Below are 12,424 nucleotides of genomic sequence, written 5' to 3'. Positions count from 1 at the left end.
TAGCGAAGTTTTCGAGCGTCGCGCAACAACTCCCTCTCCCGCAAGGCGGGAGAGGGGCTCCAGTCACATCACCACTTGTAAGCCGCCGAGAACAAGTACTGCCGTCCCGCGATCGGCCGCCCCATGAACACACCGCCGCTGGCCGCGCCCGGCACGCGCACGTTGCCTTCGGTCAAGCCCAGTTCGTTGGTCACATTGCTGCCGCTGAGCGCGAACTCCCAGTGATCGCCCACGTGCATGTTCGCGCCGACATCCAGCGTTTCGTACGAAGGCAGCTTCTGGGTATTGGCCAGATCGGCGAAACGGTCGCCGATGCGCGAGTAGGTCGCGAAAATCTTCAGATCGCCGAACGGCAGCGTCCAGAAATAGCTCGGGGTGAAACGGAACTGCTGCTTGGGCTGGCGCATCACCTGATTGCCGGTGAACTCGCGGTAGTTCTCGTACTTCGCGTCCAGCCACACGCCGGTCAGGGCCAGTTCCAGGCCGCCGATCGGCCGCACCGCGCCTTCGACTTCCACGCCATAGGCGCGCGAATCGCCGGCGCTGGTGAAGTTGGTGCCGTCGTCGAGGAAGGCCTGGAACGGCGAGTTGGTGAAGCTGTTGTAGAACGCGGTCAGGTACAAGTCGTAGACCGAGTTGCCGGACTTGAAGCCCAATTCGTACTGATCGATTTCCTGCACCTTGTTGTTGCCGTCGCGCAGGTTGTCGAAGGCCGGCAGCTTGTACCCCGAGTTGGCGCGGGCGAACACGCTGGAACTGTCGGTGAGCTTGTAGTTCAGGCCCAGGGTCCAGGAGAAATGCTTGTCGTCCTGATCGATGCGGCGCGAGCTGGGCAGCGAGACTGAAGTGTTGTTGTCGTACAGCGTGTTCGGGTTGCCGTCCAGATCGACCGTGGCGGTGTCGTGCACGGTGCCGTCCACTTGCTGCCACTCGTAGCGGATGCCGCCGTCCAGGCGCAGGCGGTCGTTGATCTGCCATTCGTCGGCGACGAACACCGCGGTGTTCTGGCCGTCGTAGTCGCCGCGCAGGGAGAAGAACGAGGTGCCGGTGAAACCGTCGCGGGTGACCTGACGGCCGTCGGCCAGGGTCAGGTTGATGCGGCGCGCGTTGTTCTGCGCGGTCAGCAGCATGTTGTTGCCCAGGTACCAGGTGTCCTTCGACGAATAGCGCGCGAAGTACACGCCCGCCGTCAACGTGTTGCCTTCGAACAGATCCTTGCTGAAGCGCAGGTCGTTGGTGAACGATTCGATTTCCTTGTCCACCACCCAGAAGCCCGCGGTCAGCACCTGCTGGTTCGGATCGACCGCGCCGCCGCCGTTGACGTAGGTCGCGGTGCCGGCGCTGCCGAATCCGGCGATGAACGATCCCAGCGTCTGCGGGCTGGCGCCGGTGAACAGGCCGTTGGTCGGAGCGCTGCCGCTGACGAAGTTGACGCGGTCGCTGATGGTCCAGTCGCCGAGATAGAAATCCATCGACGCGCCGAACACGTCGAGGTTGATGCCGCGGCCGTCGGCGAGATCGCGGCTGATGGTCTGTCCGCCCGGGCCGGTCGGAAGGGTGACGTGGCGGAAATCGTTGCCGAGCAGGGTGCCGGTCCGCGCATCCAGGCCCGGAAAGCTCGACAGGCTGCTGCCGTTGTCGCGCGAGAGCAGCGGGATCGGAGTGAAGAACGCGTTCTTGTCGTTGGTGTGGCGCGCGTACACGGTGATCTCGCCCTTGTCCCAGCTGTGGGTCAAGGTGGCGCTGAACTGGCCGCCCTTGTCGGCCGGGAACTGGGTGTCGCGAACGCCGTCGGTGGCGCGGTAGAAGCCGCCGACGCTGTAGTACCAGCCTTCGGCGAGCTTGCCGCTGTTGAACAGATCGACGCGGCGGAAACCGTCGCTGCCCAGGCCGACGCGGACGCTGCCGGCCGGCTCTTCGCCGCCCTTCTTCTGGATGAAGTTGACGGTGGCGCCGGGCTGACCGTTGGAGAAGATCGGGCTGGGGCCGCCGCGCAGCACTTCCATGCGGTCGATGGTGTCGTCCATGCGGAACAGCGTGGAGTTTTCCAGGAACGACAGGGTCGGCGGCGGGAACAGCGGCGCGCCGTCCATCTGCACGGTCACGAACGGCGCATCGCCTTCCGACGGCATGCCGCGCACGAAGATGTTCGCGCCGGTGCTGCCGCCGGCCGATTCGGCCCAAACGCCCGGCACGACCTTGAGCGCGTCGGCGGTGCTCAGCGGCACGGCCTCCTGCAACTGTTCGGCCGATGCGGTGGTGATCGAGAAACTCGCGTCGCGCTTGCGCAGGCCCTTGAAGCGGGCGGTGCCGCTGACCACGACCGCGTCGAGCGTGGTCGCCGAATCGTTGGCGGCCTGCGGCGCCGGGGCGGCCGCGTCCTGGGCCAGCGCGAGGCCGGGCGAAAGGGCGAGGGCGATCGCCGCCGACAGCGCGTAACGCATCAGCCGGTTTGGTTCGACGCCTGCGCGTTGGCCGGCTGCGTGCTTGAAAGTGGTCTGTTGCATGGTGTTCTCCCCACCCATCGTTATGGATTGTTGGTCAGTGGCGGTCCTGCCGCGGCGGTACGTGCCGGACGCGGTCAGGGCGAAACGAAAGCGTTCAGATCGAAAGAGGCGATGTCGGGCAGGCAGGCATCGGCGCGCGCCAGCGTGGCGGCATCGCCGATGCCGATCGCGGCCATGCCGGCGGTCTTGATCGAGACCACTCCGGCCGCGGCGTCTTCCAGGCCGATGCACAGCGACGGCGCGACGCCGAGCGCGGCGGCGACATCCAGGAAAATGTCCGGCGCCGGCTTGGCGCGGGCGATCCGCGCCGCGTCGGCGATGTAGTCGAAGCGCTCCGCGATGCCCAGGCGATCGAGCAGGGCGGCGGCGTTGCGGCTGGCCGAAGCCAGACCGAGCTTGAGCCCGCGCGCGCGCGCCTGTTCGAGCACGCGCTCCACGCCCGGGAACAGATCCTTCGGCGTGACCTCGGCGATGGCCTCGACGTAGTAACCGTTCTTGCGTTCGGCCAGCGCCAGTTTCTGCTCGGCGCTGAGCACCTTGCCGGCGTGGCGCAGGATGATGTCGAGCGAGCTCATCCGGTCCACGCCCTTGAGCTGCTCGTTGAGGTGCTGGTCGAACGGCAGGCCTTCTTCGTCGGCCATGCGCTTCCACGCGCGGTAATGGGTTTGCGCGGTGTCGGTGAGCACGCCGTCGAGATCGAAGATCAAGGCTTGCGCCGGGCGCGGAAACGCCAGCTTGGCGTCGTCGCCGGGCGTGGCCAGCGGCTTGCGCACCGGCGCGCCGCTGCGCAGCTCGATGCGTTCGCCGGCGTGTTCGATGCTCAGCGGCGCGCCGTCGAGCAGAACGTATTCGACGCCGTCGCGGAGCAGGTTCACGCGCAGGCGCCGGCCCTGCCAGCGCAGGCCGAAGCCGAAGCCACGCCATTGCCGCGGCAGAGTCGGCGAAAACTTCAGCTCACCATTGGAAACGCGCAAGCCGGCGAACCCTGACACCAGGCCCAACCATGTCCCCGCCAACGCCGCCATGTGCACGCCGTGATCGGTGTTGCCGTGCAGATCGTCTAGGTCCACGCGCAGGTTGTCGTGGAAGAAACGCTCGGCCTGATCGGCCAGGCCGACTTCGCTGGCGAGAATGCCGAACACCGACGCGGACAAGGTCGAGTCGTGGGTGGTCACCGCTTCGTAGTAGTCGTAACTGCGGCGCTTCACCGCGACCGAAATGCCGTCGCCGGCCAGCACCAGCGCCATCACCACGTCGGCCTGCTTGCAGATCTGGTGGCGGTACAAAGTGATCGGGTGGTAATCGAGCAGCAGCGGGCGATGTTCGCCCTCGTGCTTCGGGAACGGCCAGCGCGGCTTGTCGAGGAAGGTGTCGTCCTGGGCGTAGATGCCCAGCGCCGGGTCGAAATGCAGGAACATGCGCTCGCCGGCGCGGCGCCAGGTGTCGATCTCGTGCGTTTCCAGTTGCAAGCGTTGCGCCAGCGCCTGCAGTTGCCGCGGGCGTTCGCGCTGCAATTGTTCCCACACCCGCACCGCGCGCAGCAGATGCTGCTGGGCCATGCGGTTGGTGTAGAAGTTGTTATCAACCAGCGCGGTGTATTCGTCGGGGCCGGTGACCTCGTGGATGCAGAACGCGCCGCCGCGGCGCGGATTGAAATGGCCGATCTGCGGCCAGATGCGCGCGGTCTCGAACAGGATCTCGGCGCCGCATTCGAGCAGGAAATCGATGTCGCCGCTGGCGTCCAGATACAGCCCCAGCCCGTACGCCACAGCGGCGTTGATGTGGTAGGCCGCCGAACCGGAGGGATAGTGCGCCGAGCATTCGCCGCCGGTGATCGTGCGCCACGGGAACAGCGCACCGCGCGCATGGTTCATCTCGCGCGCGTGCTTACGTGCCGGCTCCAGCGCCAGGAAGCGCGCATGCAGCATCGCGCGCGCGACTTCCGGCGCGGTGCAGGCCATCACCGGCAGCATGAAGGCCTCGGTGTCCCAGAAATAATGGCCTTCGTAGCCTTCGCCGGTGAGGCCCTTGGCGGCGGTGCCGTTGATGCCGTCGCGGCCGGCCGATTGCAGCAGGTGGAACAGGTTGAAGCGCAGCGCCTGCTCGGCGCCGGCATCGCCGTCGATGAACAGTTCGGCGCCATCCCAGAACTGCGCCAGCGACGCTGCCTGACGCGCGGCGATGGCGTCGAAGCCCTGCGCCGCGGCCTGGTTCAAGGCCTGCGCGGCGTGCGCGGGCAGGTCGGTGGCGTGCGGATTGGAATCGGTGGCGTAGACCACGAACTTCTCGATCGTCGCCGTCTGCCCGGGCTGCAACTGCGCGAGGTAGCGCTGGGCGACCTGCTCGGCGCCGATCACGGCCTCGCCGAAGCTCAGCCCTTCGCCGAGGCGATGAGCCTGACTGCAGACCACGCGCACGCCGCTGCGGCGGGTCGCCTGGACCACGTCGGCGCTGCGCTGGTCGGCCTGTCGCGACAGCAGTTGCAGGCCTTCGGCCGAGGCCACGCCGATGCGCGGGTCGTCGCCTTGCTCGGCCGCGGCGTGGCCGCATTCGATCGCCGAGACCAGGGCGAGCGGGCCGCTGTAGTCGATGGACGCGACCGTGTAGCGGATCGCCAGCAAGTCCACGCCGGCCGCGCCGCTGTCGAACGGCAGCACGCGCTCGGCGCGGATTTCGATGCTGTGTCCCTGCGCGGTCTTCAGGCGCAGGCGCCTGCGCAGCAGGCCGCTGCGCAGGTCGAGTTCGCGTTCGAACCCCAGCCACTGCGCGCTATCGATATCCAGCCGCTGCGCGCCGAGCCACACCGCGATGCGCTGGCCGTCGGCGACCGGCAGGCGGGTATCGGTGTTGCGGGCGAAGCCGGGGAAGCGTTCGTGATAGTGGATCGGGTGTTTCTCGAACACCGCGGCGAGGAAGCTGCCGTCGCTGCCGCCGTCGGCTTCCTCGAATCCGCCGCGCACGCCGAGCGAGCCGTTGGCCAGCGCGAACAGGGTCTGGTCGCGGCGCGCGCGGGCCGGGTCGAAGGCGTCCTGGCGCAGGCGCCAGGCGTCGGGCGCGTCGGTCGAAGCGGTGTCGGGGGCGAGGGGTTGAGGCTGGATCACGCGAACGGGGCCCTGGATCTGGACGCCGCGGCGGGTATCGCGGCGGCTTGGAGGCGGACCCTAGGGATTCATTGTTATCGATGTCAAGTTATCGATAACAGTCGGTGCACCGATGGCGGCGCGAGGCGCTGATCGCCGGCGCACGACGCGCCGGATCACGAAACCTTAACCCCTTCGAATCAGCCGCTTAGCCAATTGTTGCGGTGCGCAAACCGGCTCGGCCGGTGCGCCGCAACGCAGCTCGGCCGCGCTGCGTTGCAGCATGTTTCAGCGGGCCGGCTGCGCGAACGCCGCCGATACCGCCGTCACGGATTTCCAGAGCGCATCGCGATGCCGCTCATGGATGAGTGGCGACGTAGGGATTCAGATCCAGGCGCAAGGAATCGAAGTACTGCAGGCGGTACGGCACCGTGGTCAGCACGGTGTAGGCCACGTCCGGCGGGACCCGGCCCAGGCCATGACGCACCGCCAGCCACATCAGGAAGGTTTCCGCCATGTCCTCGCGGGTCGGGTTGTCGCGCGCGTAGGTCGAGATGTATTCGCGGTCCCACTGCTGCGCCACCCACCAGCCGGACGAGCCGGCATAGAACGGATCCAGCGAGGTGTGCGTGGCTTCGTGGACGAAGGTTTCCTCCAGGATGCCGCGGGCGATGTAATCGCGGGCGTAGCTGCCGGTGTGGATCAGCAGATTGTTGTTGCCGCCGCCGAACGGCTGATCGCCGGCGTGGATCCACAGAGTGCTCACTTGCGAGCGCAACGCGCGCGGGATGCGGCCGATCACCGGCGCGTAGAACTCGACCTGCGCCTGCGCCGCGGCCGCGCTGCCGAACTCGGGATTGACCTGGGCCTGGACGTGGACGGCGTTGGCGTAGACGACATCGAACAGATACGCGTTGTAGTACGCATAGGCGTTGGTGCGCCGGTCGAACATCAAGCGCACGCCCTGGCCGCTGTAGCTCACGCCGACATAGTCGCTGGGATCGGCCGCGGTGATGAGGTTCGGAGCGAGATAAATCGTGCCGCTGTACGGCGGCGCGGCCTGGGCCAGGCCGCAGCAGGCGAACACCGCCGCGCATGCGGCGATGCGGGCGAAGCAACGGGCGAGGCGGCGCGGGAGCGAACCGGTGTGCGAGGCGATGAAGCGCTTCATGGCATCCTTCCTTGATGATGAGCGATGCGATCGTCGTGATCGCGTGCGATGTATCCATGCCGCGAGCGCCGCGGCGACTCACGCTAACGGCCCGGGCGATGCCGCGTCCACGCCGAAACCGCGCGGTTTCAAAACGCGAATGGCGACTGCGTCGCTGTTGCGCGAATTCGCTTGGGAGTGGCTAACGAAACCGTATCATTTCCCTCTCCCGCTTGCGGGAGAGGGTTAGGGTGAGGGGATGAGCGCCGTAGGCGCGAATGCTCTGGTTCGGATTTCTGCGGCCTCTCGCGCCCTCACCCCAACCCTCTCCCGCGCCCCGAAGGAAGTCACCTTGGGTGGCAAGCGGGAGAGGGAGATGATGAAGCTTCGCTATCGGTTCTTGGACAGCGAAATTACAGCCAGGTGAACATCGTGATCAGCAGCGCGATCGCCCAACCGCCGAGCCAGGCCAGCAAGGTCCGGGTCAATGCGGAGTAGATCAGCGTGGCGATCAGGAACACGCCGGCCACGATCGGGCCGAGGAAGATCAAGGTGTAGGCGTGGCCCAGGTTGTCGCCCTGGAATATCCACGCGGTCAGCAGATTGATGACGACGGAAAATCCCAGCGGCAGACCGAAGCTGATGTAGGCCTGTTGCGAGATGGGCTTGGGCGGGATGGGTTGCGGGTCGTCCATGTCGAGTCCTTTCGTGCGCTGTGCGCATCTGCGCGATCGGCATGGTCGACGATCGCGGCCGCGGGTGTCGAGTCGCGATGCGCCGGCCGAATCCGCACCGTCGCCATGCCGCGGCTCAGGTGACGCGCGCGACCAGATGGGTGGGCAGGATTTCCGACTGCGCCGGTTCGCCTTCGATCATCGCCAGGATCTTGCGCGCCAGCGACACGCCGGCATCGACGAAGTTCTGGTGGATCGAGGTCAGCGGCGGCAGGTAGGTGGCGCCCAGCGGCGTGTCGTCGTAGCCGATCACCGACACGTCCTCGGGCACGCGCCGGCCGCGTTCGATCAGCGCGCGGATCGCGCCGATCGCGAGCAGATCGCTGGCGGCGAACAAGGCGTCGAACTGCGGATGCTGGTCGAGCAGGGCGTGCACCGCCTGGGCGCCGGCGCTGACGGTGAAATTGGCGACCGTCGGGGTCAGCGGGACGATGCCGTGTTCGGCCAGGGTCTGGCGGAAGCCCTGCAGGCGTTCGGCGAACTCGCCGTGGGCTTCGTCCCCGAGAAACACCGGCCGGCGCCGGCCCAGGGCCAGGAACCGCTCCGCCGCCAGCTTGCCGCCGCGATGGTTGTCGCTGCCGACCACGACCTGCGATTCGTGCCGGCTGACCGCGCCCCAGACCACCATCGGCCGGCCCCAGCGGCGGACCTCGTGCATGGCGTCCTCGTGCGCGCCCTGGCCGAGCAGGATCACCCCGTCGGCGGCCTGCACGCTGGGCAGGGCGCCGCCCTGCAGCGAGGTCAGCAGCACGCTGTAGCCGGCCGAGGTCAACTCCTGGCTGATGCCGCCGAGCAGGTCCAGCGGGTAAGGGCCGGACATCTGCCGCTCGACGGTGGGTTTCATCTCGACCACCACCGCCACGGTCATGCTGCGGCGCAGGCGCAGATTGCGCGCGCTGATGTTGAACTGGTAGCCCTGGCGCTCGGCCAGCTCCTTGATCTTGGCCCGGGTCTCGGGATTGACCAGCGGGCTGTCGCGCAAGGCGCGCGAGACGGTGATCGCCGAAACCCCGGCCAGTTCGGCCAGATCGGCCATGGTCAGGTGTTCGCCGGCCTTGCGGGCGGGGTTGAATGCGCGCGGTCGGCTCATGCGGGGCGTGTCGCTCCATGTCACGTTGGCGACGGCGAGTATTGGCGACTCGGGTCGGATGGGCCGTGCATGTTTACCACGGCCGGGCCGTGGGCCGCATGGTCGCGGGCGGACGCTCGTCCCAGGATGGGGCGGCGGCGGGTTCGGGCCCGGCGGCCCCGCCGCCGCGGTCGCGGCGGCAAAACCGCGGCGTCGACGGCGGGCTCGGCTCCGGCCCGCTATACTCGCGAGGAAGCACGGTTTGGAACCGCGTCCTGCCCATAGGATTCAACCACTTGGGCGTACTGTCTAACCTAAATTCACGGTCGCGCCCCGGCGCGCCAAGAGGCCACACCGCCGCATGCGTCTGTCCACGATCAAGCTGTCCGGTTTCAAGTCCTTCGTCGATCCGACCACGCTGCACCTGCCCACCAACATGACCGGCGTGGTCGGTCCGAACGGCTGCGGCAAGTCGAACATCATCGACGCGGTGCGCTGGGTCATGGGCGAAAGCTCGGCCAGCCGCCTGCGCGGCGACTCGCTGACCGACGTGATCTTCGCCGGTTCCTCGGCGCGCAAGCCGGTTTCGCAGGCCATGGTCGAGCTGATCTTCGACAACTCCGACCACACCATCACCGGCGAATTCGCCGCGTTCAACGAAATTTCGGTCAAGCGCACGGTCAGCCGCGACGGCACCAGCCAGTACTACCTCAACGGCGGCAAGTGCCGGCGTCGCGACATCACCGATCTGTTCCTCGGCACCGGCCTGGGCCCGCGCAGTTACTCGATCATCGAGCAGGGCATGATCAGCCAGATCATCGAGGCCAAGCCCGAAGACCTGCGCGTGTACCTGGAAGAAGCCGCGGGCATTTCCAAGTACAAGGAACGCCGCAAGGAAACCGAAACCCGCATCCGCCACACCCGCGAAAACCTCGACCGCCTGAACGATCTGCGCGAGGAAATCGGCAAGCAGCTCGAACACCTGCGCCGCCAGGCCCGCCAGGCCGAGCAGTACCAGGCGATCCAGGCCGAGCGCAAGATCAAGGACGTGGAGTGGAAGGCGCTGGAATACCGCGCCCTGGATCAGAAGCTGCAGGTCCAGCGCGAGAAACTCTCGCAGCAGGAAACCCGCCTGCAGCAGTTGATCGCCGAACAACGCGAAGCCGAGCGCGAGTTGGAAACCGGTCGCGTCGGCCGCGAGGAAGCGGCGGAAAAACTCAACAAGGCCCAGGCCGCCAGCTACGAAGTGGGCGGCGCGCTGGCGCGCATCGAGCAACAGATCCAGCACCAGCGCGAGATGTCCAGCCGCCTGCTCAAGGCGCGCGACGAGGCGATGGCGCAGTTGGCCGAGATCGGCGAGCACATCGGCAGCGATCAATCGCGCCTGGACGTGCTGATGGCCGCGATCGCCGATGCCGAACCGCGCATCGAAGCGATGCGCGAGGACGACGAGGCGCGCCAGGACGCGCTGCGCGACGCCGAGAACAAGCTTGGCGACTGGCAGCAGCGCTGGGACGCGCACAGCCGCGAACAATCCGAAGCCGCGCGCGCGGCCGAGGTCGAGCGCACCCGCATCGAAGGCCTGGACCGGCAGACCCTGGACGCCGACCGCCGCCGCGAGTCGCTGAGCAGCGAACGCGCCGGCCTGGACGTGGCGGCTTTGGCCGATGCCTTCGAGCATCTGCAGAGCCAGCACGATCTGCAGAAAGAATCGCTGGACAGCCTCAGCGAAGAACTGGAAGTGCGTAAGTCGGCGGTGTCGGACCTGCAGGAGCAGCAGCGCTCGACCCAGAACCAGCTCGCCGAGGTGCGCAAGCAGGCGCAGACCTCGCGCGGCCGCTTGTCGTCGCTGGAAACCCTGCAGCACGCCGCGCTTGGGCAAGAGCAGGGCGCGGCGCTGACCTGGCTCAAGGCGCGCGGCCTGGACTCGGCGCAACGCGTCGGCGAAACCCTCACCGTCGAGCCGGGCTGGGAAAACGCGGTGGAAAGCGCGTTGGGCCAGTTGATCGAAGGCGTGCTGGTGGAAGCGCCGGAAGCCCTGGTCGATGCGATCGGCGAGCTCGGCGAAGGCCGCCTGACCCTGGTTTCGCCCGAGCGCGACAACGCCACGTATGCAGCGACTTCGCTGGCCTCGAAGGTGCAGGGCCCGGCGGCGATCCGCCGGCTGCTCTCGCGCCTGCACGGCGCCGAGGATCTGGCCGCGGCGCGCGCGCTGCAGCCGGGCCTGGGCGCGGAAGAAACCGTGATCACCCGCAACGGCGAGCGCCTGGGCGCCGGCTGGGTGCGGGTGCTGCGTTCGGGCGCGGCCAAGCAGGGCGCGCTGCTGCGCGAACGCGAGATCCAGACCCTGCGGGTCGAGATCGAAGAACTGCAGACCCGCGAGCGCGAACTCGAACAAAACCAGATTCAACTGCGCGACCGCTCGCTCGCCGCCGAGCAGCATCGCGAAGACGCGCAGCGCACCTTGTACATGGCCCATCGCGGCGTGTCCGAACTCGCCGGCCAGTTGCAGAGCCATCAGGGCCGCCTGGATTCGGCGCGCAGCCGCATCGAGAAAATCGACGCCGACCTGGAGCAATTGCTGATCGGCCTGGACGCCGGCCGCGAGCAGGCGCGCGAGGCGCGCATGCGCCAGGAAGCCGCGGTCGAGCGCATGGGCGAGTTGGAAGACACGCGCCTGCAGCTCGAATCCGAGCGCCGTTCGCTGTCGGAAGCGCGCGACGCCGCGCGCAACGCCGCGCGCGAATCGCGCGACGCCGCCCACGCCTTGAGCCTGACCCTGGAAACCCAGCGCGCGCAGATCGCCGGCCTCAGCCAGACCCTGCAGCGCATGGGCGGCCAGCGCGGCCAGCTCGATTCGCGCCTGAGCGAACTGTCGGCCCAGCTCAGCGACGGCGATGAGCCGGTGGTCGAACTGGAACAGCAGCGCCAGGTCGCGCTGGAGCAGCGCGTCGTCGCCGAGCAGGACCTGACCGCGGCGCGCAGCGCGCTCGACGGCATCGACAACGATCTGCGCAAGTTCGAGCAGACCCGCCAGCAGCGCGACGAACAAGCCCTGCAGCAGCGCGAAGCCATCGGCCAGCGCCGCCTGGAACAGCAGGCGCTGGTGCTCAAGGCCGAAACCCTGACCGAGGCCATCGCCGAAGCCGGCGCGGTGCTGCAGGACGTGGTCAATTCGCTCGACGAGAACGCCGAGCCGCAGACCTGGGAACGCACGGTTATCGAGCTCGACAACAAACTGCGCCGCCTGGAGCCGGTGAATCTGGCCGCGATCGCGGAACACGCCGAGTCGCAGCAGCGCAAGGATTATCTGGACGCGCAGTTCCTCGACCTCAACACCGCGCTGGAAACCCTGGAAGAAGCGATCCGCAAGATCGACCGCGAAACCCGCGGCCGCTTCAAGGACACCTTCGACCGGGTCAATTCCGGCGTGCAGGAGCTGTATCCGCGCCTGTTCGGCGGCGGTCACGCCTATCTGGAACTCACCGGCGAAGACCTGCTCGACACCGGCGTTGCGATCATGGCCCGTCCGCCGGGCAAGCGCGTGTCGAACATCTCGCTGCTGTCCGGTGGCGAGAAGGCGATGACCGCGGTGGCGCTGGTGTTCGCGATCTTCCGTTTGAATCCGGCGCCGTTCTGTCTGCTCGACGAGGTGGACGCGCCGTTGGACGAAGCCAACGTCGGCCGCTTCACCGCGATGGTCAGCGAGATGAGCGAACAGGTACAGTTCCTGTTCGTGAGCCACAACAAAGCGACGATGGAAGCCGCGCAGCAACTTTCGGGCGTGACCATGCGCGAACCGGGCGTGAGCCGTCTGGTCTCGGTGGATCTGGCCGAGGCGACGCGATTGGCCGGCGCGGCGTAGGCGCACGGGAATCGGGAAT

Annotated in this window: 6 protein-coding genes; 1 reads left to right on the top strand and 5 read right to left on the bottom strand. The window is 67.6% G+C overall.

The genetic code is table 11. From position 1 onward, the window contains the following. Positions 1-68: 68 nt before the first annotated feature. The 5 genes from J7J50_RS16685 to J7J50_RS16665 form a co-directional block, all read right to left on the bottom strand. Entirely contained in the window at positions 69-2,444 is a 2,376-nt protein-coding gene (locus J7J50_RS16685; RefSeq protein WP_215060101.1) for a TonB-dependent receptor, read from the bottom strand. A 137-nt stretch (positions 2,445-2,581) separates the two neighbouring features. Next, positions 2,582-5,608 carry a beta-phosphoglucomutase gene (pgmB, locus tag J7J50_RS16680; RefSeq protein WP_343222527.1) on the bottom strand — a complete coding sequence of 1,009 codons (3,027 nt, stop codon included), beginning with the start codon at positions 5,606-5,608 and terminating at the stop codon, positions 2,582-2,584. Positions 5,609-5,945: 337 nt separating this feature from the next. Continuing rightward, positions 5,946-6,758, bottom strand: a complete 813-nt coding sequence (locus J7J50_RS16675; protein WP_215060047.1) for a hypothetical protein — start codon at positions 6,756-6,758, stop codon at positions 5,946-5,948. A 392-nt stretch (positions 6,759-7,150) separates the two neighbouring features. Beyond that, positions 7,151-7,432, bottom strand: a complete 282-nt coding sequence (locus tag J7J50_RS16670; protein ID WP_215060045.1) for a hypothetical protein — start codon at positions 7,430-7,432, stop codon at positions 7,151-7,153. Positions 7,433-7,547: 115 nt separating this feature from the next. Further along, entirely contained in the window at positions 7,548-8,561 is a 1,014-nt protein-coding gene (locus J7J50_RS16665) for a LacI family DNA-binding transcriptional regulator (RefSeq protein WP_251044352.1), read from the bottom strand. Between the two features lie 340 nt (positions 8,562-8,901). On the opposite strand from J7J50_RS16665, the gene smc reads away from it, so the two are divergent. Beyond that, a complete protein-coding gene (smc, locus tag J7J50_RS16660; protein WP_215060043.1) occupies positions 8,902-12,405 on the top strand; it encodes a chromosome segregation protein SMC in 3,504 nt (1,167 codons plus the stop codon). Positions 12,406-12,424: the final 19 nt, after the last annotated feature.

The organism is Lysobacter sp. ISL-50 (assembly GCF_018612875.1).
In the GTDB taxonomy this organism is placed as follows: Bacteria; Pseudomonadota; Gammaproteobacteria; order Xanthomonadales; family Xanthomonadaceae; genus Lysobacter.
The sequence above is the reverse complement of the archived record's forward strand: the minus strand, read 5'-3'. Positions and strand labels throughout refer to the sequence as shown.

What these genes read in the sequence shown, in the direction of transcription:
- J7J50_RS16685 (WP_215060101.1), bottom strand. Translation starts at nt 2,444, where the DNA reads ATGCGTTACGCGCTGTCGGCGGCGATCGCCCTCGCCCTTTCGCCCGGC.
- J7J50_RS16675 (WP_215060047.1), bottom strand. Translation starts at nt 6,758, where the DNA reads ATGAAGCGCTTCATCGCCTCGCACACCGGTTCGCTCCCGCGCCGCCTC.
- J7J50_RS16670 (WP_215060045.1), bottom strand. Translation starts at nt 7,432, where the DNA reads ATGGACGACCCGCAACCCATCCCGCCCAAGCCCATCTCGCAACAGGCC.
- J7J50_RS16665 (WP_251044352.1), bottom strand. Translation starts at nt 8,561, where the DNA reads ATGAGCCGACCGCGCGCATTCAACCCCGCCCGCAAGGCCGGCGAACAC.
- smc (WP_215060043.1), top strand. Translation starts at nt 8,902, where the DNA reads ATGCGTCTGTCCACGATCAAGCTGTCCGGTTTCAAGTCCTTCGTCGAT.